The organism is Novosphingobium bradum (assembly GCF_042646485.1).
Classification (GTDB): Bacteria; Pseudomonadota; Alphaproteobacteria; order Sphingomonadales; family Sphingomonadaceae; genus Novosphingobium; species Novosphingobium bradum.
The window spans coordinates 1-23,304 of record NZ_JBHRTQ010000013.1; the positions used below are offsets into that span (position 1 = coordinate 1).

23 protein-coding genes, 1 tRNA gene and 1 pseudogene are annotated in these 23,304 nt (G+C 70.2%); 14 read left to right on the forward strand and 11 right to left on the reverse strand.

The window, feature by feature from the left end:
- Positions 1-60 precede the first annotated feature (60 nt).
- From ACFOD9_RS13625 to ACFOD9_RS13640, 4 genes are all read right to left on the reverse strand, one after another.
- The gene (locus ACFOD9_RS13625) at positions 61-2,379 is read right to left on the reverse strand and encodes a heavy metal translocating P-type ATPase (protein ID WP_379510677.1); all 2,319 of its coding nucleotides are present in this window, start codon (positions 2,377-2,379) and stop codon (positions 61-63) included.
- 224 nt (positions 2,380-2,603) lie between these two features.
- Positions 2,604-3,278, reverse strand: a complete 675-nt coding sequence (locus ACFOD9_RS13630; RefSeq protein ID WP_379510678.1) for a DUF2490 domain-containing protein — start codon at positions 3,276-3,278, stop codon at positions 2,604-2,606.
- A 38-nt stretch (positions 3,279-3,316) separates the two neighbouring features.
- Entirely contained in the window at positions 3,317-4,777 is a 1,461-nt protein-coding gene (locus ACFOD9_RS13635) for an amidohydrolase family protein (RefSeq protein WP_379510679.1), read from the reverse strand.
- A 32-nt stretch (positions 4,778-4,809) separates the two neighbouring features.
- A complete protein-coding gene (locus ACFOD9_RS13640; protein WP_379510680.1) occupies positions 4,810-6,597 on the reverse strand; it encodes a hypothetical protein in 1,788 nt (595 codons plus the stop codon).
- 192 nt (positions 6,598-6,789) lie between these two features.
- Here ACFOD9_RS13640 and ACFOD9_RS13645 point away from each other — a divergent pair, with 192 nt between their 5' ends.
- Positions 6,790-7,029 (forward strand): DUF3606 domain-containing protein, encoded by a 240-nt coding sequence (locus tag ACFOD9_RS13645; protein ID WP_379510681.1) that lies wholly within the window; start codon positions 6,790-6,792, stop codon positions 7,027-7,029.
- A 68-nt stretch (positions 7,030-7,097) separates the two neighbouring features.
- The gene (locus ACFOD9_RS13650) at positions 7,098-7,529 is read left to right on the forward strand and encodes a DUF983 domain-containing protein (RefSeq protein WP_379510682.1); all 432 of its coding nucleotides are present in this window, start codon (positions 7,098-7,100) and stop codon (positions 7,527-7,529) included.
- A 55-nt stretch (positions 7,530-7,584) separates the two neighbouring features.
- Here the strand turns inward: ACFOD9_RS13650 and ACFOD9_RS13655 are convergent, their stop codons facing one another.
- From ACFOD9_RS13655 to ACFOD9_RS13665, 3 genes and pseudogenes are all read right to left on the reverse strand, one after another.
- On the reverse strand, positions 7,585-8,052 hold the full coding sequence (locus tag ACFOD9_RS13655) for a MarR family winged helix-turn-helix transcriptional regulator (protein WP_379510683.1): 468 nt from the start codon (positions 8,050-8,052) through the stop codon (positions 7,585-7,587).
- 126 nt (positions 8,053-8,178) lie between these two features.
- Positions 8,179-8,739: pseudogene (locus ACFOD9_RS13660) on the reverse strand (pseudouridine synthase); the annotation flags it as partial.
- Positions 8,740-8,777: 38 nt separating this feature from the next.
- Positions 8,778-9,188 (reverse strand): winged helix-turn-helix domain-containing protein, encoded by a 411-nt coding sequence (locus tag ACFOD9_RS13665; RefSeq protein WP_379510684.1) that lies wholly within the window; start codon positions 9,186-9,188, stop codon positions 8,778-8,780.
- A 255-nt stretch (positions 9,189-9,443) separates the two neighbouring features.
- On the opposite strand from ACFOD9_RS13665, the gene ACFOD9_RS13670 reads away from it, so the two are divergent.
- The 3 genes from ACFOD9_RS13670 (at position 9,444) to ACFOD9_RS13680 (ending at position 12,484) form a co-directional block, all read left to right on the forward strand.
- A complete protein-coding gene (locus ACFOD9_RS13670) occupies positions 9,444-11,861 on the forward strand; it encodes a TonB-dependent receptor (protein ID WP_379510685.1) in 2,418 nt (805 codons plus the stop codon).
- A 128-nt stretch (positions 11,862-11,989) separates the two neighbouring features.
- Positions 11,990-12,352: a hypothetical protein gene (locus tag ACFOD9_RS13675; protein ID WP_379510686.1), complete on the forward strand. Its 363-nt coding sequence runs from the start codon at positions 11,990-11,992 to the stop codon at positions 12,350-12,352.
- A 58-nt stretch (positions 12,353-12,410) separates the two neighbouring features.
- Positions 12,411-12,484, forward strand: a tRNA-Gly gene (locus tag ACFOD9_RS13680).
- Between the two features lie 47 nt (positions 12,485-12,531).
- Here ACFOD9_RS13680 and ACFOD9_RS13685 read toward each other — a convergent pair.
- Complete coding sequence (locus tag ACFOD9_RS13685; protein WP_379510687.1) at positions 12,532-13,830, reverse strand: MFS transporter; 1,299 nt, start codon at positions 13,828-13,830, stop codon at positions 12,532-12,534.
- A gap of 152 nt (positions 13,831-13,982) precedes the next feature.
- Between ACFOD9_RS13685 and ACFOD9_RS13690 the strand changes: the two genes are divergently transcribed.
- Positions 13,983-14,447, forward strand: a complete 465-nt coding sequence (locus ACFOD9_RS13690) for a VOC family protein (RefSeq protein WP_379510688.1) — start codon at positions 13,983-13,985, stop codon at positions 14,445-14,447.
- Positions 14,448-14,490: 43 nt separating this feature from the next.
- On the opposite strand, the gene ACFOD9_RS13695 is transcribed toward ACFOD9_RS13690, so the two are convergent.
- A complete protein-coding gene (locus ACFOD9_RS13695) occupies positions 14,491-14,829 on the reverse strand; it encodes a rhodanese-like domain-containing protein (protein WP_379510689.1) in 339 nt (112 codons plus the stop codon).
- 197 nt (positions 14,830-15,026) lie between these two features.
- On the opposite strand from ACFOD9_RS13695, the gene ACFOD9_RS13700 reads away from it, so the two are divergent.
- Positions 15,027-16,097 carry a tyrosine-protein phosphatase gene (locus tag ACFOD9_RS13700; RefSeq protein ID WP_379510690.1) on the forward strand — a complete coding sequence of 357 codons (1,071 nt, stop codon included), beginning with the start codon at positions 15,027-15,029 and terminating at the stop codon, positions 16,095-16,097.
- Between the two features lie 17 nt (positions 16,098-16,114).
- On the opposite strand, the gene ACFOD9_RS13705 is transcribed toward ACFOD9_RS13700, so the two are convergent.
- Positions 16,115-16,843: a pirin family protein gene (locus tag ACFOD9_RS13705; protein WP_379510691.1), complete on the reverse strand. Its 729-nt coding sequence runs from the start codon at positions 16,841-16,843 to the stop codon at positions 16,115-16,117.
- Positions 16,844-16,981: 138 nt separating this feature from the next.
- Here ACFOD9_RS13705 and ACFOD9_RS13710 point away from each other — a divergent pair, with 138 nt between their 5' ends.
- The 7 genes from ACFOD9_RS13710 (at position 16,982) to ACFOD9_RS13740 (ending at position 22,179) form a co-directional block, all read left to right on the forward strand.
- A complete protein-coding gene (locus ACFOD9_RS13710) occupies positions 16,982-17,863 on the forward strand; it encodes a cytochrome b/b6 domain-containing protein (protein ID WP_379510692.1) in 882 nt (293 codons plus the stop codon).
- Entirely contained in the window at positions 17,856-18,620 is a 765-nt protein-coding gene (locus ACFOD9_RS13715) for a molybdopterin-dependent oxidoreductase (RefSeq protein ID WP_379510693.1), read from the forward strand. The genes ACFOD9_RS13710 and ACFOD9_RS13715 overlap by 8 nt, the downstream gene beginning before the upstream one ends.
- A 38-nt stretch (positions 18,621-18,658) precedes the next feature.
- The gene (locus tag ACFOD9_RS13720; RefSeq protein ID WP_379510694.1) at positions 18,659-19,657 is read left to right on the forward strand and encodes an SDR family NAD(P)-dependent oxidoreductase; all 999 of its coding nucleotides are present in this window, start codon (positions 18,659-18,661) and stop codon (positions 19,655-19,657) included.
- 70 nt (positions 19,658-19,727) lie between these two features.
- On the forward strand, positions 19,728-20,282 hold the full coding sequence (gene dcd / locus ACFOD9_RS13725) for a dCTP deaminase (RefSeq protein WP_379510695.1): 555 nt from the start codon (positions 19,728-19,730) through the stop codon (positions 20,280-20,282).
- Between the two features lie 111 nt (positions 20,283-20,393).
- Complete coding sequence (locus ACFOD9_RS13730) at positions 20,394-20,930, forward strand: hypothetical protein (protein WP_379510696.1); 537 nt, start codon at positions 20,394-20,396, stop codon at positions 20,928-20,930.
- Positions 20,931-21,004: 74 nt separating this feature from the next.
- A complete protein-coding gene (locus ACFOD9_RS13735) occupies positions 21,005-21,667 on the forward strand; it encodes a 6-phosphogluconolactonase (protein WP_379510697.1) in 663 nt (220 codons plus the stop codon).
- Positions 21,661-22,179: an NUDIX domain-containing protein gene (locus tag ACFOD9_RS13740; protein ID WP_379510698.1), complete on the forward strand. Its 519-nt coding sequence runs from the start codon at positions 21,661-21,663 to the stop codon at positions 22,177-22,179. The genes ACFOD9_RS13735 and ACFOD9_RS13740 overlap by 7 nt, the downstream gene beginning before the upstream one ends.
- Here ACFOD9_RS13740 and dinB read toward each other — a convergent pair.
- Positions 22,139-23,284, reverse strand: a complete 1,146-nt coding sequence (gene dinB, locus ACFOD9_RS13745; protein WP_379510699.1) for a DNA polymerase IV — start codon at positions 23,282-23,284, stop codon at positions 22,139-22,141. The genes ACFOD9_RS13740 and dinB overlap by 41 nt on opposite strands.
- Positions 23,285-23,304: the final 20 nt, after the last annotated feature.

Sequence of the window (23,304 nt, forward strand, 5' to 3'; positions counted from 1 at the left end):
TTCCTATCCGCTGTCCTCATCGTCGCCGCCATCATCTGGTGGGCCAATTGAGTCCGGACCCTAGAGCCTCACCGCGCGCAGGCGCAGCGAATTGCCGATCACCGCCACCGAGCTGAAGGCCATGGCCGCCCCTGCGATCACCGGGCTGAGCAGCAGGCCGAACAGCGGATAGAGCGCGCCGGCCGCGAGCGGGATGCCGGCCGAGTTGAACACGAAGGAAAAGAACAGGTTCTGGCGCACGGTCCGCATCACCGCGCGGCTCAGCCGGCGGGCGCGCACAATCCCGGCCAGATCGCCGCCGACCAGGGTGATGCCCGCGCTTTCCATGGCAACATCGGTGCCCGTGCCCATGGCGAGGCCGACATCGGCGGCAGCCAGCGCGGGGGCATCGTTGATCCCGTCGCCGGCCATGGCCACCCGCGCGCCAGCTGCGCGCAGGGCCGTGATCACCGCCTGCTTGGCTTCGGGCAGGACCTCGGCGCGGACCTCGTCGATCCCGCCGATCTGCCGGGCCACGGCCTCGGCCGTGGCCCGGCTGTCGCCGGTGAGCATGACCACGCGCAGCCCTTCCGCGCGCAGGGCGGCAAGCGCCTCGGCCGCGCCGGGCTTGACCGGATCGGCCACGGCGACCAGCCCGGCGAGGCGGCCATCGACCGCCACCAGCATGATCCCCTCGCCGCCATGCCGCCGGGCCTCGGCGGCGGAGTCCAGCGGCGCCGGATCGGCCCCGGCCTGCCGCATCAGCGCCACATTGCCGAGCGCGACGGCGCGCCCGCCCACCGTGCCGCTGACCCCAAGGCCGGGGTGCGCGCGGAAACCGTCGGCCCTGGCGAGGGCCAGCCCGCGCGCCTGTGCTCCGCCGACGATCGCAGCAGCCAGCGGATGCTCGCTGGCCCGTTCGAGCGCGGCGGCCAGTGCCAGCAGATCGTCCTCGGCAAAGCCGGGCAGCGCCGCCACGCCCACCAGCCGGGGCTTGCCGAGCGTGAGGGTGCCGGTCTTGTCGATCACCAGGGTGTCGATCCGCTCCATGGTTTCCAGTCCCTGGGCATCGCGGAACAGCACACCCGCGCCCGCCCCCCGGCCGGTGCCGACCATGATCGCCATCGGCGTGGCCAGGCCCAGCGCGCAGGGGCAGGCGATGATCAGCACGGCGACCGCATTGACCAGGGCATGGACCAGCCGCGGCTGCGGCCCGAGCAGCGCCCAGGCGAGGAAGGTGAGCAGGGCCACGCCGACCACCGCCGGCACGAACCAGCCCGAAACCCGATCAGCGATGGCCTGGATCGGCGCACGCGAGCGCTGGGCCTGCGCCACCATCCGCACGATCTGCGCCAGTATGGTATCGCGGCCAACCCGCTCGGCCCGCATCAGCAGCGCGCCGGCGCCGTTGACCGTGGCTCCGGTGACCGGGCTGCCGGGGTGCTTTTCCACCGGGACCGGTTCGCCCGAGATCATCGCCTCGTCGACCGCGCTGTGGCCCGCGGTCACCGTGCCGTCGACCGGCACCTTCTCGCCCGGGCGCACCCGCAGGGTCTGGCCGGGCTGGACCTGGTCCAGCGCGATGTCGGCCTCGCTGCCGTCGACGCGGACCAGCCGGGCGGTCTTCGGGGCAAGGCCCAGCAGGGCGCGGATCGCCCGGCCGGTGGCCGAGCGGGCGCGCAGTTCCAGAACCTGGCCCAGCAGGACCAGCGCCACGATCACCGCCGCCGCCTCGAAATAGACCGGCACCATCCCGCCCATGGTGCGGAACTGGGCGGGAAAGGCGCCGGGCCGCAGGACCGCGACCAGGCTGTAGCCATAGGCCACGCCCACCCCCAGCGAGATCAGGGTGAACATATTCAGGTGCCCGCTGCGAAGCGAGGCCGCGCCGCGCTGGAAGAAGGGCGCCGCGCCCCACAGCACCACCGGCGTGGCCAGGGCCAGTTCGGCCCAGGGCGCGACGGCCATCGGCAGGAGATGCAGGCCCGCGAGGTCGGCCGCCATGGTCAGCACCAGTAGCGGCAGGGCCAGGACCGCGCTGACCGCGAAACGGCGGGTCATGTCGGCCAGTTCGGGATTGGGCGCTTCATTCAGCGCGGGTTCGAGCGGTTCGAGCGCCATGCCGCAGATCGGGCAGGCGCCGGGGCCGGCCTGGCGCACCTCGGGGTGCATCGGGCAGGTCCAGATCGCGCCGTCCGGTGGCGGTGGGGCCGGCGCCGGGGCATCGGGCGGGGCGAGATAGCGCTGGGGGTCGGCGGTGAACTTCGCCGCGCAGCCCGCGCTGCAGAAATGGTAGTCCACGCCCGCAACGACCGCGCGGTGGGGCGAGCGGGCGGGATCCACGGTCATCCCGCAGACGGGATCCTTCACCGTGGCCGTCCCGTGGTGTCCGTCCGTCATGCCATGGCCTCGCTACCGGCAGGTCCGGGGGCAAGGAAAGGCCTGTGCGCCGACGGCGTCAACCGGCAATTGCGAGGAGGATGCGGGGGAAAGGGTGACGATCCGGCGGATTGGAACCTGGGGCTGGTAGGTCGGGGTCTGCCGGATCGTCGCTTGCAGCCTTAGCGCTGCCGGTGCCCCGGCAGCGTGAAGGGCGCATTACCGATTGGTAAGGGTCGGACTTTTCAGAAGCTGGCGGTCAGGCCCAGGGTCGCCACGTGATCGTCGGTATCCGGCCCGCTCCGCACGAAGCCGTGCTGGTTGAGATAGCCCAGGTCAACCGAGATGTTCTTGGCCACAGGGGTGCTGATCGAAACCCCGGTCCGCCAGCGATCGTAGCCCGACACCTTCTGGAAACCGGTGGTGTTGAGGTTGATGAAGCTTTCGTGGGTGAGGTTGAGGTTGGTCTTGCCGTGGATCGGCAGCGACAGCTTCACATAGGGGCGCAGTCGCCAGCCGGTGCCGGCCAGGCCATCGCGCCAGCGCTCTTCCAGCCGCAGCCGGGCATTGACGTTGACCGGACCGATCTTGGCGATGTTGTCGAAGCTGACCTGCTGGCGGAAGCGGTGCTCCGTGATGGTGAGGTTGCCGTGGGTGTACTGGGGATCGAGCGTGTAGCCGAGCCAGTAGGTCACGTGCTTGTTGGCCTTGTAGCCGAGCATCAGGTTCTGCTCGACCTCGTAGAAGCCCTTAGCGTCGCTGGTCCGCAGGACCGTCTCGCTCGATGCCTTGAGCGGGCCGCCAAGCCCGGCATTGAGCGTGACCGTGCCCCAGGCCTGGGTATCGTCGGCAAGGGCCGGGGTGGCCGTGGCCAAGGCGGCGGCGGCGGTGGTCAGCGCCAGGCAGGCAGTCATTCGCATCGTGGTAAGCTCCGTGGCCTTGTCTCGTGGGCTGGCCACTATGACGGGTTTGTTACACTTCCATGACCATGATCTGACCCGTTTGCGACCTTCCGCTCGAACCACACCGCGCCCGCGCCCACGGTCATCCGCACCAGCCCGGCGCCAAGGCTCTCGCGGGCCTTGGCCCAGCCGCGATCAAGCAGGCACAGGTCGGCCGGGGCGCCGGGGGCCACGGTTCGCTGGCGTTCGGGCGCCTCGCCGTGGCCCAGGAACAGGGCCAGCGCCGCTTCGGGCGACAGCGCCTCGCTGGCGCCGATGACCTGCCCGGCCAGGGTTTGGCGCGAAACGGCGGCGGCCATCGCCGCCCAGGGGTCGGGCCGGCCGAACGGGGCATCGCTGCCCGCCGCCAGCGGCACCCCGGCGTTCAGGAAGGCGGCGGCGCGATAGAGCCAGGGTCGGTCGGCCGGATCGACTGCGGCGAGATAGGCATCGCCGCGCTCGGCGATGAAATGGGGCTGGGTGACGACGATCAGGCCCAGCGCGGCGATTTCGGCCACCTGTTCATCGGGCGCGATCGAGGCGTGTTCGATCCGGTCGCCGGCGAGCGGCCCGGCTTCGCGCAGCGCGGCCAGCGCGAAGACCAGCTCGGCCAGGGTCACGCAGTGGACGGCGACCGGGCGCCCCGCCGCATGGCTGGCGGCGACAAGGCCCACGGTTGCCTCATAGTCGGGCAGGCGGGCATCGTGGAGGTGCAGCTTGGTGTAGCGCACGCGCAGGCGCGGATCGGCGCTGGCGGGAAGATCCGCCCGCCCGGCCAGGACCAGCCGCTGGCGCAGCGCGCCGCTGTCCTGCTGGGCGGCGAGACAGGCTAGCGCGGCGGCATCGTTGGAGGGGGTCATCTCGGTCAGGCCGGTCAGGCCCAGCCGGGCAAGGTCGGCGCTGGCCGGGGCAAGATCGGGGAACTGGCCCGTCAGCCGGGCGCGCAGCCATTCGTCGCCATCGTCGATGTGGCCTCGCGCGCGGTCGAGCCGGGGCGGTGGCGAGGCACCGCCGGCCAGCAGGAGATCGAGCGCGGCAGAGTTGACGATCCAGCGCCGCCCGCCGCGATGCTGCACGCGGATCGGCCGGTCGGGGCCGTGGGCATCGAGCCAGGCGCGGTCGAGCCAGTCGGGGCCAAGATCGCCCGCCACGCTTTCGTGATAGCCGGTCCCGCGCAGCCAGCCGGAGCCGGGGGCTTGCGCGAGGCGGCGGGCCAGCGCTTCGGCCCCGTCCACCTCGGGCGGCCCGCAGAATACCGAGGTGCGCGCGGCGGCCAGGGCGAAGAGATGGCAGTGGTGATCGTGCAGCCCCGGCAGCAGCGCGCCGCCCGCCGCATCGATCACCCGCTCACCGTCGGCGGGGTCCAGCCGCCCGATCGCGGCGATGCGCCCGCCGGCCAGCCGCACGTCGGCCAGTTGCCCGCCGCCCCGCCATGGGTTGCCGGCATATCCTTCCAGTTCGGCATTGCGGATCAGCACCTGGCGCAGCCTTCCCGGCGGTTGCCCGCGCGTCAATCGGCCCGGCCGAAGGGGACGATGCGGCAGCCGGCCTTCGTTGCCGCCCGGCGCAGCGCGATCTGGGCCGGCCCCGGCCCGATCCGGGGCGGATCCTCATAATAGCGCGAAAGTTCGGCGAATTCACTGGCATCGGCAAAGGCCAGGCTGTGGCGCGGGCACAGGGCGGCCAGTCCATCCGGGGTGATCACGTCACCCGCCAGGACCAGCGGCCGGTTGCCGAGGTCGGGCCGGTTGGACACGAAATTGTGATCGAACGGGATGCGCCCGCTCTCGAACACCACGAAATCGGCATCGGTGCGCGCCACCGCCTGGCGCGCCTCGGCGAAGGGGGCGATGAAGCCGCGCACCATCAGCGCGTGCAGCGGCAGGAGCACCACCAGCGAAACCAGGGTCGCCGCCTGAAAGGCCCGCACCGGCGCGGCTCCGCGCGCGGCCAGCCAGCGCCAGCCATATCCGGCCAGCAGGCAGCACGATCCGATCAGTCCGTGGAGGTAGCGATAGCCCCAGCCGTGGCCCTGGGGGGGCAGGAGGATGGTCATCGCTGCCACGGTCAGCACCACGCCCCCGGCCAGCGCCCGGGCGAGATCGTCGGTCCCGGCCAGCTTGCGCGCGCCGACCAGCGCCAGCGGCACGAGCAGCGCGTGCTGCCAGGTGCAGAAGCGCAGGAGATTGCCCGCCATGACCCACAGCGCATCGAGGTTGGGCGCGATGGCCACCAGGGCGAACAGCCGGTCGACCAGCCCGGTCGGGCCGGCGAGCGCGCCGGGGCCGGGGCCGGACGCGATCGCGGCGGTGATCCAGTGCGGCCAGGCCAGCCAGAAGGCGCCGATCGCCGCATAGGCCGCGATGTAGCCCGCCAGCAGGCGCCATTGCCGCCGGCGGTGCAAGAGGTCGAGAAAGGGCAGGACGAACAGGGGGTGGAATACCGGCTGGTGGATGCCGGTGGCCAGCAGGCCGGTGATCATCGCCCCGGCGTGGCCGGCGCGCGTGCCGCGCAGGAAGCAGGCCAGCCACAGCAGGTTGAGCGCGAGATGCGTGGTCATCGCGAAGGTCGCCGTGCCGGTCAGAACGACCTGCGAGGAGCCGGCCAGACACAGCAGGACCACCGCTTGCGTGGCCCGGTCGTCCGGCCAGATCCGCCGGGCCACGCGCCACAGGAGCAGCCCGGCCATGCCGGTGAGCAAGGGTGAAACCAGCGCAGGGGGGATAACCTTGCCCAGCATGGCGCGGATCGCCGCGTTGACCGGCAGGTAATTCGACACCCAGGCCGAATGATCGGGCACCGGGAACAGGAACAGGTCGTTCAGCGGGGCGTACAGCGGGCGCACGGCCTCGGGCAGGCGCCAGAACAGGTGGCCGGCGCCGTAGATCGCCGCGTCGAAGCTGGCCATCTGTTCGTCGCGGGTGAAATCGTGATCGAACAACACCAGCACCCGGATCGCCCAGGCACCCAGAACCAGGCCGGCAACCAGGATCGCCACGCGCCGCCCGCTGGCCTCGGCCATGGCTCGCGCGGCGGGTGGGTGCGCGCGCAGCAGGCCCGAGGCGACGAACAGTCCGGCCAGGCCAAGCGCTACCGGGATGTCCTGGCGGCGGGCGCACAGTTCGGTCAGATACAGGAGGTTTCCGGGATAGCGCGGGCTGGGGAAGATCAGCAGCGCACCCAGCGCGGTGGAGACCAGCAGCAGCAAGGTGGCCAGGGTCGCCCGGCGCAGGGTTCCGACAGGATCGCTTTCGTTCTGCACCCCGTCCGCATCGGCCATCGCCGGCAAGCCCCGCATTGCCCCATCTCCAGCCACCGCCCCTTGGCGCCCGCCTTGCGCCATAGGGCGGCGGCAGGGGCGGGGCAAGGTGGCGCCAGGCCGCGGATCGCCCCGCCTGGGAACTTCCCGCGGCGCGCCAACGTTGGACGTGGCGAGAGGGTGGGCACGGTGGCTTCGGGTCACCGCGCCCGGGCACCCGCGGAGACAGTGATGGCAGACGATCCAGGCAAGCGCGCGCCTTCGGCAAGGAACCGCGCCGCGACCGACCGGGGCTACGAATTGCGCTATTTTGCCCGCAAGCACGGGCTGACCACGGCCGAGGCGAACGACCTCATCCGACGGATCGGCAATGACCGGGCCAGGCTCAACGAGGCGGCGGTCCGCCTGAAGCGCAGCCAGGCGCCGCCGCGCGCCCGGCACGAGGGCGGATCGTCGGCATCCGGCCAGTAGCGCGGGCCGGTTGCCGGGGGGCGGGCGGGGCTTGACGCGCGATGCCCCGGGGCCGAGGGCTGGCCGTCATGGCCGAATCGACCTCGCAGCGTGCGTCCGCCCCGCCGCCGGCAACCGCCGGCGCGCTTCCCAGCGGCTTCGGCGCGGCCATGGCGCGCGGCCTGCGCTGCACCTGCCCGCGCTGTGGTGCGCCGGGCCTGTTTCGCCGCTGGCTCAAGCCGGTCGATCGCTGCGCGGCCTGCGACATGGACTGGAGCCTGCAACGGGCCGATGATTTTCCCGCCTATATCGCGATCATCGTTACCGGGCACCTGCTGGCCCCGATCATGATCGCGCTGGCCACCGATGCCGCGCTTGGCCCGCTGGGGCTGGCCGCGGTTCTCTTCCCAAGCGCGATCGCCATGATGCTGGGCCTGCTCCAGCCGGCCAAGGGCGTGGTCATCGCGCTGCAATGGTGGCACGGGATGCACGGCTTCGTGCGCGAACGCGCCGGCGGTTGATTTCTGTTTCAGTCAGACTGAAACAGTTGCCGCCTCCTCGTCAGTGGACCAAATTCTAGGCCGGCACGGCCTCGGGCACCAGGTTGTCGCGCAGGCGATTGAGCAGGCCGACCAGTTGCTGGAATTCCTCGGGCGCGAAGTTCGAGAGGGTCTCGGCCATCAGCGCCTCGGCCATCTTCTGCAATTCGACCAGCAGGCTTTCGGCCGCCGGGGTGATGTAGAGCAGCCAGGCGCGGCGGTCGGCCGGGGCGGGGCGGCGCTCGACCATGCCGGATTTCTGGAGTCGGTCGATCATCCGGCCCACCGTGATCGCCTCGACGTCGAGCAGGCCGGCCAGGGCCGCCTGGGTGATCCCCGGGCAGAAGTTGAGCGCGGCCAGCACCCGCCATTGCGGGCCGGTCACCCCGAGCGCGCGGGCGGTGGTGTCGAACCGCTTGCGATAAAGGCGCCCGATATCGTTCGCGAGAAACGCGATGTTGGTTTGCACGGGCCGGGTCGGCCCCGGGCGGTCGCCGGTGGACATGGCGCCTTACCTAGCACCCGGGTGCCGCTTGTAAACGCTTGCCGTCCGCTGGCCCCGTGCCTCACTGCGTGACTGACTGCGCGACTGGCCGCGCGACTGGCCCTCCGGCTGGCCCGGCGATTCGACCGCGACCTCGCGCCATTCGCCCGGCCCCAGCCCGGCCAGCGTCCATTCCCCGATCCGCCAGCGCACCAGCCTGAGCGTCGGGTGGCCCACGGCGGCGGTCATCCGGCGCACCTGGCGGTTGCGTCCTTCGCGGATGGTCAGTTCCAGCCAGCAATCGGGCACGGTCTTGCGGAAGCGCACCGGCGGATCGCGCGGCCACAGCGCGGGCGGATCGATCCGGCGCACCTCGGCCGGCCGGGTCGGGCCGTCGGCCAGGGTCACACCCCGGCGCAACTGCTCCAGCGCGGTGGCTTCCGGCTCGCCTTCCACCTGGACCAGGTAGGTCTTGGGCAGCTTGAAGCGGGGATCGGCGATGCGCGCCTGGAGCCGGCCATCGTCGGTCAGGAGGAGCAGTCCCTCGCTGTCACGGTCGAGCCGTCCGGCGGGATAGACGCCCGGCACCGCCACCAAGCCCGACAGGGTCGCGCGCGCGCCGTCGCCGGCCTGGTCGCTGAATTGCGAAAGCACGCCATACGGCTTGTTGAGGAGGATGAGCCGCGAGGCTGGCGATCCGTCAGGCATGGTGCCGCCATAGGCCGCGCCGGCCGCGTGCGACAGGCCTATTCGGCCCGGTCGTCGTGGATGCTGTCGAGCACGTAGCCGCGCGAGCGCACGGTCCGCAGCGGATCGGGCACGCCCTGTTCGCGCAAGGCCCGGCGCAGGCGGCCGGTCCAAACGTCGACCGTCCGCTCGTCGATGAGGCCGCTGTCCTTGCCGAGGCTGTCGATCAGGGCCGTGCGGCTGAACACCCGGTCGGGATTGGCGACGAAATGGGCGAGCAGGCGAAACTCGTTGGGCCGCAGCGCCAGGACCTGGCCGCGGAAGCGCGCGGCGAAGGCCACCGGATCGATGGTCAGCTCGCCATGCCGCAGCCGCCCGGCCAGATTGGACTCAGGCGTCTGCGCCAGCTGGGGCGCCGGTTGAGGTGTCATCTGGGGCTGGTGCGAGGCGACAGCAGGGTGATCGCTCATGGGGGGCTGCATGAATGTGGACACTGCGACGGTGATGCAGCCCCCGCATGACGAACTCATGACGGTTTTTTGACAGGCGCACCGCCCGCCCGGCGTGCGGGCCGCGTGTCATATTGCGGTCATCGAACTGTCCACGAACTGCAACGCGGGAGGCCTAGCCGGGCCGTGGCCAAGGGGGTTCCGGCGCTGCCGAATCGACCATGAGGGTTTGTCCCCCCGCGTGCCGGAACGAAAGCCTCCCCGGAAGGGAACACCATGCACACGTCCATCAAGTTTTCCGCCTCGCTCCTCGCGCTTGCCAGCGCCTGGATCGCCGCCCCCGCCTTCGCCGAGGAAGCGCCCGCCGCTCCGGTCGAATCCGCCGTCGAAGGCGATGCCTCGCGCCTGACCGAGATCGTCGTCACCGCGACCAAGCGCGAGACCAACCTCCAGAAGACCCCGATCGCCATCTCGGTCCTCGCCCCCGAGGCGATCAAGGATCGCCACGTGCAGAGCCTGATCGATATGGCCGATGGCGTGGTGCCTTCGCTGCGCGTCGCTACCTTTGAAGCCCGCCAGTCGGCGCTGGTCGTCGGCATCCGCGGCATCGTCCCCTTCGACCAGAACCAGACCGCCCGCGATGGCGGTGTCGGCGTCTATGTCGATGGCATCTATCTCGGCCGCTCGCAGGGCTTGAACGCCGCCCTCCTCGACGTGCAGCGCCTTGAAGTGCTGCGCGGTCCCCAGGGGACCCTGTTCGGCCGCAACACCGAAGGCGGCGCGCTCTCGATCGTGACCAAGGCGCCCACCGGCGAATTTGGCGGCCGGGTTACCGCGGGCGTGGGCAATTATGGCGCCTACAATGGCGAAGTGCACATCGACTTCCCGGCGATCTACAACATCGCCTTCAAGCTCGATGGCGTGATCCAGCACCAGGGCGCAACGGTCTCCAACCCGCTGTCCGGCCAGTTCGGCTGGAACTACAAGAACAGCAAGGGTGGCCGCGTCAGCGCGCTGTGGAAGCCGGTCGACGGCCTGTCGATCGATGTCGCCTACGATCGCGGCCGCGACGAGAACACCCCGTTCTACAGCCAGCTGGTGAGCTACAACCCCAACAAGTACAACGTCGGCAGCTTCGTCGGCTCGACGCTGACCTATAACAACACGGCCTGCAACGTGGTGGTCAACAAGGTCACCACCAACCCCTGCATCCGTCCGCTTTCCTCGATTGTCACTGTCGGCGGCACCCGCCAGTCGGCGGCCGAGATCGGCGTGCCGCAGCAGCCCAGCACTGACGATACCGACGGCACCTCGATCACCGCCAAGTACAAGGTCTCGCCCGACCTTGAACTGCGCTCGATCACCGGCTGGCGCGGCGTCACCACCTGGCAGTGGGACAATTCGGGCGGCGCGCATCGTTCCACCTTCGGCCCCAATGCCACCTTCAGCCGCTACAGCCTGTCGTACCTGCGCCAGCGCCAGTTCAGCCAGGAGCTCCAGGCCGTCGGGCACCTGACCGACATCGACTATGCGGTGGGCCTCTACTACTTCACCGAAAACGTGCGCGAATATGCCGCTACCCCGCAGACCAACACCTGGAACGCGACCGGCACGGCCTATACCATCAACAACGCGCTCAACTGGGATCCGGCCAACTGGTCGCGCCAGCGCGACAGCAACGCCACCGCGCACTCCTATGCCGCCTTCGCCCAGGCCACCTGGACCCCGATCGATCCGCTCCACATCACCGTGGGCGGGCGCTACACCAAGGACAAGCGCCGCGGCGCGCTTACCTTCGTGCAGGGCAAGGTCGCCAACTTCCCGTTCACCTTCAGCAATGGCCGCTTCGATCCGATGGTCACCCTGGCGGTGGATGCGGCCGACGGGGTCAACCTCTACGCCAAGTACTCGACCGGCTACCGTGCCGGCGGCGCCAACTCGCGTTCGTCGACCTTCACCGCCTTCAATCCGGAATCGGTCAAGGCCTACGAAGTCGGCGCCAAGCTTGACCTGCTCGATCGCAAGCTGCGCCTGAACCTGGCCGCCTATGCGATGGACCGCACCGGCACCCAGATCGATTTCGACAATGTCGACACGGTCATCGGCAGCCCGACGCTGGGCCTCCACACCGAGGAAACCCGCAACGCTCCGGGCGTTTCGAAGATCCGCGGGCTGGAAGCAGAGCTGACCGCCCGTCCGGTCGAGAACCTGACCATGGGCCTGTCCTATGCCTATACCGACGCGAAGATCCCGCTGACGCCGAACCCCTTCTTCGCCAATGCCCCGACCCAGGTCTTCGTGGTGTTCACCCCGAAGAACGCGGCCTCGGGCTATGTCGACTATGACCTGCCGCTTGGCGGCGCCGGCGCCCGCCTGCGCTTCCACGTGGATGCCAACTACGCCAGCAGCGCCTATTCCTTCCAGAACCAGGCGACCAAGGTCGATGGCAGCTTCGTGGTCAACGGCCGCCTGGCGCTGGTCGATATTCCGATGGGGTCGGGCAGCAACCTGGTGACGATCTCGGCCTGGGGTCGCAACCTGTTCAACGAACAGCACATCTACCGCCGCGATGCGTCGAACTCTTCGCCGACGCTGAGCGCCGATGGTTCGCTGAGCTACAGCGGCATCCTGGGCGACTATGCCAACTTCAACGCCCCGCGCACCTTCGGGATCGACGCGACCGTTCACTTCTGATCGGTTCGGGATAGTTCCACCCTGACTGGGGCGGGAGGTCGCATGGCCTCCCGCCCCTCTTTTTTGCGGGGGCCGGCCAGCGCGCGCGGAGCCTTGCGGGCAAGGTAGTCATTCCCCGCTTGCCTGCCTTGGACGCGCTTCTCATCGAGCTGCGAAGTCGGCTGCGACAAGAGGAGTCAAAGACCGTGCTCGTTAACAGCTTCGGCCTGCCATGGACGCCAGATGGCTTCGGCGGCAGCTTCAACCGGGTGCGCGACAAGGCCAAGATCGTGCACATCGACCCTCATTCGGGAAAGGCGATCAAGAAACACCTCCACGATGTGCGCGGCACATTCTGCACCAAGCTGATCACCCTGGCGAAACTTACCGACCAGGAGGCCGCCGGGATCATGGGCTGGTCACCCGAGCAAGTCGCCGGAATTCGCAGAACTTATGTTGACCAGGGCGCCGTGAATGTGGCAATCGCGGCGCGCCTGCGGGACAGCTTGTAAACCTTGCTGTAAACCGCCAGCGCACGCCATCAGCGAAACCACGGTTTCCTGCGGGCTTGCGGGTGTAGCTCAATGGTAGAGCAGAAGCTTCCCAAGCTTACGACGAGGGTTCGATTCCCTTCACCCGCTCCAGCCCTCCGCTCGATCGGCCCCCATCATCGCCCCGGCCCCGCGTCCGGTTATCCGGCGGGCAGCAGTTCGCCCTCGCACGGTTCGGCGGTGGGGGTTTCGAAGGCGGGGTAGGGCTTGAGCGCGGCGATCACCGCCGCGATCGCCAGCGACCAGGGAATGCCGGCCAGCAGCAGCGGCCGGTAGCTGCCGGCCACGTCGAAGACGAAGCCGGCCAGCATCGGGCCAAAGCCGCCGGTCAGGGCCAGCAGAGCCGTGGCGATGCTGTAGACCTGGGCGAAGCTTCGCATCCCGACATAGCGGGCGACCAGATAGGCCGAAAGCTGGAGCAAGGAACCCGCGCCCAGTCCGGTCAGGAAGATCGCGGCGAGGATCAGCAACCCCGGCCCCTGCGCCAGCAGCAGCAGCAGGCAGGTCGCCCCGGGCACGGCGAAGCAGGCGGCGGGCACCAGCCGGCTGGCGGTCCGGTCGGCGATCCAGCCCACGGCCAGCTTGCCGACGATCGAGCCGATGGCGATCCCGGCCGCCATCGGCGCGGCTGTGGCCAGGGGAATGCCGCGTTCGCCCAGGATCGGGATCATGTGCACGGTCAGCGAAACGACCAGAACCATGATCAGGAAGATCCCGGCCAGCAGCGCGATCACCCACCTGTCGCGCATGGCTTCCTGGAAGGTCAGCCCGGACTGCACCGGGCCGTCGCCCGGGGCAGGGGGCGCGCCATGGGCTCCGGCAGCCTGGCCCTCGGCGGCGGGCGGGGCACCGTCGACGCAGGTGACGACCAGCAGGCAGGTGATGAGCGAATAGGTCATGCCGACCACGCCAAAGGCCAGGCGCCACCCGAAGGCGTCGATCGCCCAGCGCGTCAGTAGCGGGGTACAGGCGGCGCCAAGCGCCGAGCCGCACATCATCACCCCGATCGCCAGGCCCCGACCGCGCACGAACAGCCGCGAGACGATGGTCGCCCAGATGACCGGGTTGGCGGCCGCGGAGCCCAGGGTGAACAGCACCCACAGCGCCCACCACAGGGCCAGCGAGCCATTGACCAGGCCCAGGGCGGCGAAGCTCGCGCCCATCAGCACGGTTCCGGGCATGGCCACCCGCCGCGGCCCGACCCGGTCGACCAGGCGGCCGACCATGGGCAGGGCGAACAGCGAGGTTATGGCGAAGACCATCAGGCCCGAGGTAATCTGGGTGCGCGACCAGCCCAGTTCCGCGCTCATCGGCGCCATGATCTGGCCGATCGAGTAGACCGCGATCCCGGTCAGTGCCATGCCGGCCATGCCGACCAGGATGCTGGGCCAGCCGCGTGCCCATTCGCTCTGCGCCGCTGTGTCCGGTTGACCGGCCATGCTGCTCTCCCTGTCATTTTTCTGTTCTCGCGCCGCTTGCCTGCGCCGCGTCGAATCGGGATATGACACAAGTCGGCGCGCACGAGCCACGAATATTCACGCGCGGCGCCGACGGATCGCGCGTCGGGTGGTCGCACAGGGGAGAATGCCGGATGAAACGATTGCTGCTGGCTGGCGCTTGCGCGCTCATCGCCGTCACAGGGACCGGGGCCGCCACCGGGGCCGGGGCGCAAACCGCGCCCGTCGCGCCGACCATGGTCGGGGTCAAGATCGCCGTGGCCGACATGGCGCGCACCAGCGCCTTCTATGGCGCGCTCGGGATGAAGCCGGGCCTGCGCTACAATGATCATGAAACCGCGCTCACTTGGGGCGCCAGTCCGCTCCCGATGGTGGTCATGGTGCGCGATGACCAGCACCGGATGGTGCGCGGCGGCGCCTTCCTGATGGTCAGCGTGGCCGATTTTGACGGCACCCTCGCGCGGCTGGCCGCTGCAGGCTTCCCGGCGTCGGGCAAGCCGCTGGTCACGGCGCGCTTCACCCAGCTCATGCTGACCGACCCGGACGGCAACCGCATCGAACTGCTCGGCCCGGGCACCGCCGGTCGGACCCAGCCTTAGGCGCGGCTCCGGCCCCAGCCCCGGTTCGCGCCGGCCGCGCGGCTCAGCGTTCGACCGGCAGGCCGGCGCCGGTCCAGGCGCCGAAGCCGCCCGCCAGATGGGTATCGACCAGCACTTGCGCCGTGGAGCACTGGTCCAGCGCCATGCCGGACCGCTTGCCGCCCAGGCAATTGAGCACCAGCCGGCGCCCCTGCGGATCGGGCAGGAGCGACACCTGGAAGCGCGAGAGCGGCAGGTTGACCGCGCCCGGAATGTGCCCGGCGGTAAACTCGTCGGCCTCGCGCACGTCGACCACCATGGCCTCGCCAGCGTCAAGCATGGCCGCCAGTTCCTGCGCGCTGACCTGCCTGTGGGCGCCGTCCTTGCTGAAACCGAAAACCATGGCCCAATCTCCTGCCAGCCCGGCTCACCCCGCGGGGCGGTGAGCCACTGTTTCATTCGCCTTATAATATAACCAAGCCATTATATAAGTCAACGGCGATGCTGTCGGCCTGGCGGCCGCTCCCTCGCGCCGCCTGTTCAAGCCGTGCAAGCTTCGCTAGGCCTTGCACCTTCCCGCGTGCCCAAGGAACCGCGCCGATGTCCCGCACCCGCCTTTCGTCCGTTTTCGCCATCGGCCTGCTGGCCGGGTTCGCCGGCCTGTCCGCCGCCGGGGCCACCCCGCCGGCCGATCCCGTGGCCCAGCGCCAGGACGCCGGCACGGTCATGGTCTCATGGCAGGCCGCCGGCCCGGTCGACGTGCTGGTGGCCGATCGCGCCGATGCGCCGGTCAAGGCGGCGCGGCTGGTCGCGGCGGGTGATCGCGACGGCCGGGCACTGGTGCCCGAGGCCGCCGGCACCCGCCGCTACATCCTCCTGCGCGATGTCCGCAGCGGCGATGTCGCGCGGGTGGCCGAACGCCTGCTGCCGCTCGAGGCCGGCTCCAACTTCCGCGATATCGGCGGCTATCCGGCGGCCGGCGGGCGGCACGTGAAATGGGGCCTGATCTACCGCTCGGGCGCCACGCCCCGGCTGACCCCGGCCGATCAGCAGCAGATCGCCAGGCTCGGCCTTGCCAACATGATCGACCTGCGGTCCGACGAGGAGCGCGTGGTTGCCCCCACCCGCATCGATGGCGTGCCCTATGTCGCGGTCGGCTATTCGATGGGCCAGCTCATGGGCAAGGTCACCATGGCCGGGATGTCGGATGGGCTCTATCGTGGCCTGCCCGGGCTGATGGCCCCGCACCTGCGTCAGATCTTCGCCCGGCTACTGCGCCAGGAAGGTCCGCTGGTCTACAATTGCTCGGCCGGGCAGGATCGCACCGGCTTCGTCTCGGCGGTGATCCTCTCGGCGCTGGGCACCCCCTACGCCACCATCGTCGCGGACTATCACCTGTCGACCGCCTGGCGCCGGCCCGAATTCGAGATGCCCCATCTTACCCCCGAACAGGTCGCGGCCAACCCGGCGATGGGGATTTTCGCCCGGATGCAGGACGATCCGCGCGCCCGCCAGCCCCAGCCGCTCAAGACCGCGCAAGGCAAGCCCTACCTCGATTTCGCCTTCGCCGAGATGACCGACCGGTGGGGCGGGGTCGAAGGCTACCTGCGCCGCGAGATCGGCCTCGCCCCGCGAGACATCGCCCGGCTGCGCGCGCTCTACACGATGTAGGATGCAGCTGGGCGGGGCTAGCTGGCGTCGACCAGCACCAGCTCGGCATCCTCCAGCGCGGTCACCGTGATCGCCCCGGTCCCGGTGATCGCCACGCCGTCGCGCGCGCCGGCCTCGACCTGTGCGCCGCCTTCTGTCGCCGCGATCCGCACCCGGCCGGTGGCGGGAACGAGATAGAGGTGCCGCTCCGGCCCGGTCGCATGGGTCACGCTGCCGCCGGCACGCACCATCGCGCCCAGCACCCGCGCCCGGGCATTGATCCGCAGCGCAGCCTCGTCGCCCGGCAGGCCCGAGGCGAGGGGGACGAAAGCCCCGGCGCGATCATCCCGGGGGAAGGGGCGCGTGCCCCAGCTCGGCGCCGCCCCGCGCGCGTCCGGCAGGATCCAGATCTGGAACAGCCGGCATTCCTCGTCCTCCAGGTTGAATTCGGCGTGCTGGATGCCGGTCCCCGCGCTCATCACCTGGACGTCGCCGGCCCCGGTGCGGCCTTCGTTGCCCAGGCTGTCGCGATGCGAGATCGCGCCTTTCCGCACATAGGTGATGATTTCCATGTCGCGGTGGGGGTGCGGCGGAAACCCGCTTTTCGGCGCAATGGCATCGTCGTTCCACACCCTGAGCGCGCCCCACTGGTCACGCGCCGGATCGCGGTAGTCGGCGAAGGAAAAGTGGTGGTGGGCATCGAGCCAGCCGTGATTGGCCGCGCCCAGCGAGCCGAAGGGACGCAGTTCGATGGTGGGGTCGCTCATGGGGCCGGTCTCCGGGGCGGAACGCCCAAGGCTCCGCCGCGCGTGCGAGATAGGCATCGCCGGGCGATCCACAACCGGCAGGGCGGATTTGCCGCCGCGCCGCGCTTGCGGTAAACCGTGCGCCAGAGGAGATCGCGCGTGCAGTCAGCCGCCGCTTCCCGGAGTGCCGAAGCCTTGCCCGATGCGCCGCCCGCCCCGCGCGGCGGGGATCGCGTGCGCCGCCACCGCCTCTCCACCCGGCTGTGGCACTGGACCAACCTTGTCGTCCTCACCATCATGCTGATGAGCGGGCTGATGATCTTCAACGCCCACCCCCGGCTCTACTGGGGCGCCTATGGTGCCAATCCCGACCGGGCCTGGCTCGAGGTCACCGCCGAAAACGGACGCGGCAGCCTGCGGATCGGCACCCATGCCTTTGATACCTCCGGGCTCATCGGCACGGCCACCGATGCCCATGGCGCCGTCCAGGCCCAGGCGTTCCCCGGCTGGATGACCATCCCCTCCACCTACAGCCTCGCCGATGCGCGCCTCTGGCACCTGGCCTTCGCCTGGCTGCTCGCTCCGGCCCTGCTGCTTTACCTGCTGTGGTCGCTGGCCAACGGGCACCTGCGCCGCGACCTGCACATCACCCGCGCCGAATGGTCGCCGCGCCACCTGTGGCACGATGTGGCCGCCCATGCCCGCCTGCGCTTTCCCACCGGCGCCGCGGCCCTGCGCTACAACGTGCTCCAGAAGCTGGCCTATTGCGGCGTCCTGTTCGGGCTGATCCCGCTGGCGATTTTTACCGGCCTCACCATGTCGCCGGCCATGAACGCGGCCGTGCCCGGGTTGCTCGACCTGTTCGGGGGGCGCCAGTCGGCCCGCTCGCTCCATTTCCTCGCCGCGCTGGGGCTGGTCCTGTTCGTCGTGGTCCACCTTGTCATGGTGGTCCTGGCCGGGCCGATCAACGAGGTGCGTTCGATGCTCACCGGCTGGTATCGCCTGCCGCCCGATCGCACTGGAACGGGCGATCATGGCTGATCCGCTCACCCGCCGCCGCCTGCTCGCGCTTGGTGCCGCTGGGGCCGGGGGGCTGGCGCTTTCGGGGTGCGATCGGCTGAGCGGCTCCCCCGCTTTCCGCAGCCTGCTGGAAAGCGCCGAAGATGCCCACCGCGCCAGCCAGCGCCTGCTCGGCGGCGGGGCGCTGGCGCCGGAATTCACCGCTGCCGATCTTTCCCCCCAGTTCCGTGCCAACGGCAACCGCACCGCCGCCGCCAATGCCGAATGGGCGCGCCATGCCGCCACCGGCTTCGCGCGTTGGCACTTGCGGGTCGATGGGCTGGTCCTGCGCCCGCTCGATCTCTCGCTCGAAGCGCTCGGGTCCCTGCCCCAGCGCACCCAGATCACCCGCCATGATTGCGTCGAAGGGTGGAGCGCCATCGGCCAGTGGACCGGGCCGCAGCTGGGACACGTGCTCAAGGCCGCCGGCCTGCTCCCCGCCGTGCGCTTCCTGGTGTTCCACTGCGCCGACAGGTTCGGCGCCGATCCCTATTACGAATCGATCGACCTGATGGATGCCTTCCACCCGCAGACCATCCTTGCCCACACGATGAACGCCGCGCCGCTCACGGTTGCCCACGGCGCCCCCCTGCGCCTCCGGGTCGAACGCCAGCTGGGCTACAAGCAGGCCAAGTTCGTCCAGCGGATCGAGGCTCGCGCCACGCTGGCAGGCCTTCATGGCGGGAAGGGCGGCTTCTGGGAGGACCGGGCCGACTATGCGTGGTATGCCGGCATCTGATTAACCCTTCGCTCAAACGGTTGCGCTAGGGGGCGCTCATGCAGGTTCTCGTCACCGGCGCCGCCGGCTTCATCGGCTTCCACGTCGCCCGCGCCCTCCTCGCCCGGGGCGACAGCGTCGTCGGCGTCGACAATTGCAACGACTATTACGAGCCCGCGCTCAAGCAGGCGCGCCTTGCCGTGCTGCACGAGGAAGGCGGCGCGCGCTTCACCTTCCTCGCCCACGACATCGCCGATCATGCCGGCCTCGTCGCCGCGCTCGCGCCCCATGGCTTTGAACGGATCGTCCACCTCGCGGCGCAAGCCGGGGTGCGCTATTCGATCCAGAACCCCCACGCCTATGTGCAGTCGAACCTGGTGGGTCACGTCAACCTGCTGGAGATCGCCCGCCAGCGCGGCACGGCCCACATGGTCTATGCCTCCTCCTCCTCGGTCTATGGCGGCAACAGCAAGGTGCCCTTCGCAGTGGAAGACCGGGCCGATCACCCCGTCTCGCTCTATGCCGCCACCAAGCGGGCGGACGAACTGATGAGCGAGGCCTACGCCCACCTCTACCGCCTGCCGCTCACCGGCCTGAGGTTCTTCACCGTCTATGGCCCCTGGGGCCGCCCCGACATGATGCTCTGGATCTTCGCGCAGAAGCTTTATGCCGGCGAGGCGCTGCCGGTGTTCAACCACGGCGAGATGTTCCGCGATTTCACTTATATCGACGATATCGTCGCCGGCGTCCTCGCCAGCCTTGATCATGCCCCGCCCGATGATGGCCAGGAAAAGGCCGGCGGCAGCAAGGCGCCCCACCGGCTCTACAACATCGGCAATCACCGCAGCGAACACCTGATGAAGGTCATCGGCCTGCTCGAACAGGCGACCGGCATCGCCGCGCGGCTCGATCTCCAGCCGATGCAGGCCGGCGACGTGCCGCGCACCTATGCCGATATCGAGGCGATCGCCGCCGATCTCGGCTACCAGCCCACCACCGCGATCGAGGCCGGCGTGCCCCGGTTCGTGGAGTGGTACCGGCAATACCATCGCCTCTGAGCCGTGCGGGCAGGGGGATAAGTCCGCGCCCAGCCTTGCCCGCGGCCGCCCCATCGGGAATCACCGCGCCATGACGATTCTCTCCGACCGCTGGATCCGCAACGAAGCCGTCCACAACGCCATGATCGAGCCGTTCGTGGAGCGCCAGCAGCGCGACGGCTGCATCTCCTACGGCCTCTCCTCCTACGGCTACGACGCCCGCGTGGCCGATGAATTCAAGATCTTCACCAATGTCGACAGCGCGGTGGTCGATCCGAAGAACTTCTCCAGCAATTCCTTCGTCGATCGCAAGACCGACATCTGCGTGATCCCGCCCAATTCCTTCGCACTGGCCCGCACGGTCGAATATTTCCGCGTGCCCCGCGACGTGCTGGTGATCTGCCTGGGCAAGAGCACCTATGCCCGCTGCGGGATCATCGTGAACGTCACCCCGCTCGAACCGGAATGGGAAGGCCACGTCACCCTGGAATTCTCCAACACCACGCCCTTGCCCGCCAAGATCTACGCCAACGAAGGCGCCTGCCAGTTCCTGTTCCTCAAGGGCAACGAACCCTGCCAGATCAGCTATGCCGATCGCGCCGGCAAATACATGGGCCAGCGCGGCGTCACGCTTCCTCGTCTGTGAAAGGAAAGGCCATCCGGCCTTTCCCAGCGGCCCGGTGCCGCAAGCCCTTGGCGGATGCCAAGGGCGTACCCAACAAATGACTCGCGCTCACCCGCCTGCTAGTCCGGGGCGGTGAGCGGCTTCCTCTTCGCCCTGATCGCCTGCCTTCTCGCCAGCCTCGGCGCGCGCGACCAGGTGCTGCTCGCCCGGTTGACCGTGGCGCAAGGGCCGCGCCCGCTGCTGCTTGCCGTGGCGCTCATCTCCGCCGCCGCCACCGCCGCCTTCGCCGCCTGGGCCGGGGCGCGCGTGCTGGCCGATCTCGCCCCGCCGCTGCGGACCATCGCCGCCGCCCTCGCCCTGCTGCTGGCCGGCGGCGAGATGCTCCTCCTCGGCCCCGGCAAGCCCCCGGCCGAGCCGACCCGCTCGCTGTTCGCCGCCTTCCTGGTCCTCGCCGCGCAGCAGGTCACCGACAGCGCCCGCCTGCTGGTCCTCGCCTTCGCCGTGGGCACCGCCGCGCCGATCCCGGCGGGGCTGGGCGGGGCGCTGGGCAGCGGCGCGGCGCTGGTTCTCGCCTGGCTCGCGCCCGTGCTGCCCGCCCGCCTCGGCCGCGCCCGGCCGCTGGCCGGCGCCCTGATCGCCCTCATCGGCGCGGTGCTGCTGGTCCGCTGAATCGTCCGGCAACCCGCGGCGCATAGCAATGCACCGCCGTTCCGCCCCCGCCCGTCCGGTGATAGATTGCCCCCATGGCCATAACCCTCATTGACGCCGCCCCTGATGCGGCCATCGCCGACTGGATTGCCGAACGCCTGCTGATCGCGCTTGGTCGCGCCGCCGGCGGGCCGGAGCGGGGCGGCATCGCCATCACCGTGCCCGGCGGCACCACCCCGTTCCCGATCCTGGCCGATCTTGCCGCGCGGCCCCTGCCGTGGGAGCGGATCACCGTCTGGCCGGGGGATGACCGGATCGTGGCGGAAGATCACCCGGCCAGCAATGTCGGCCGCATCCGCGCCTTGCTCCAGCCGGTGGGCGCGCAGATTGCGCCTCTGGCGCAAGGCGCGGTCCCGCCGCGCTTCGCGCTGGCCTGGCTGGGCATGGGCAATGATGGCCATGTCGCCTCGCTGTTCCCCAACACCGATCCGCGCGCCGATGCGCCGGCCCATGTCGTGCGGATCGTGCCCGATCCGCTGCCGCCCGAAGCCCCCTTCGAACGGCTGAGCCTGACCATCCCCACCCTCATCGCCAGCGATGCCCTGCTGTTCGTGATCCGGGGCGCGGACAAGCGCGCGCTGTTCGAGGCCGCGGCCTCGGGCGCCCATGGCGTTGCGGCCCATGATCTCCCGGTCGGCCGCCTGCTTGCCGCCGCGTCCCATGCCGTGCCGCCGGTCCCGGTCACCTGCTTTTGCTGATCCGCCTGCTGCCCGCGCCGGTCCACATCGCCGGCCTGCGCCTGGCCCATGCGGTGCGTCGCCAGTGGTGGCGGCTGGGCGGACGGCTCGGGCGCCCGCCGGTGCGCGGCTGCCGGGTGCTGGTGTTCGATGCGGCCGACCGCCTGCTCCTGATCCGCCATTCCTACGGCGCCCCGCACTGGACCCTGCCCGGCGGCGGCCTGGGGCGCGGGGAAGACGCGCTGGCCGCCGCGCGCCGCGAAGTGCGAGAGGAAACCGCCTGCCACATGGCCGAGGCGGTGCTGCTCGGTCTGGCGGGGCAGGGGGCGGGCGAAACCCTCACCGGCCGCCACGAGGTTCACCTCGTCGCCGGCTGGACCGCCGATGCGCCCTGCGCCGATGGGCGCGAGATCGTCGCCGCTGCCTTCTTCGCGCTCGATGCCCTGCCCCAGCCGATCTCGGCCCGCCTCGCCGCCGACCTGCCCGGCCATGTCACCACAGCGAAAGCTGCCCGGCCTTCGCTTCCGGGCTGACCGGCGGGGCTTCCGGCTCCTCACCGACCAGCGCCGAAAGGGTCAGCCCCATCAGCCGCACCGGCTGGGGCAGGGGCAGCAGGTCGGCCAGCAGGCCATGGCCCAGCGCGGCGAATTCGGCCTTGTCGGCCACCGGGCGGGGTAGCGAACGGGCGCGGGTCAGGGTGGAAAAATCGCTGTGCCGCAGCTTTAGCGTCACCGTTCGCCCTTGCCCGCGCGCGCGCTCGATCCGCTCCCACACGATGTCCACGATCCCGTCCAGCGTCTCGCGCAGGGCCGGGCCAGAGGAGATGTCGTGATGAAAGGTCCGCTCGCCCCCGATCGACTTGCGCGGCCGGTCGGCGCGCACGGCCCTGAGGTCGATCCCTCGCGCGGCGCGATAGAGATAGTCCGCCAGGCTGCCGAAATGCTGGCGCAGGAACGGCAGGTCATGGCCGCGCAGGTCGGCGCCGGTGTGGATGCCCAGCCGCGCCATCTTTTCCGCGCCCTTCGGCCCCACCCCGTGGAACCGCTTCACCGGCAGCCCGGCCACGAACCGCGCCCCTTCGCCCGGACGGATCACGCACAGGCCATCGGGCTTGTTCTGGTCGCTCGCCAGCTTGGCGATGAACTTGTTGTAGGAAACCCCGGCGCTGGCGGTCAGCCCGGTTTCGGCCCTGATCCGCGCGCGGATCAGCTCGGCGATGCGCGTGGCCGAACCGATCCCGCGCCGGTCCTCGGTCACGTCGAGATAGGCTTCATCAAGGCTAAGCGGCTCCACATGGGGCGTATAATCGAGGAAGATCGCCCGGATCGCCTGGCTCACCGCGCGGTAAACCTCGAAGCGCGGCTTCCTGAACACCAGCTCCGGGCAGAGGCGCAGCGCCTTGGCCGAAGCCATGGCCGAACGCACCCCGAAGGCCCGCGCCTCGTAGCTGGCGGCCGCCACCACCCCCCGCTCGCCGGCAAAGCCCACGGCCACCGGCCGCCCGCGCAGGTCCGGTTCGTCGCGCTGCTCCACGCTGGCGAAGAAGGCGTCCATGTCGACATGGATGATCTTGCGAAGGCCCGGCGCGCCGCCAGCGGCCTGGTCCGCTCCGTCTTCCGGCTCCGCGCGCAAGGTCATCGCCCGATCATATCCGCCTG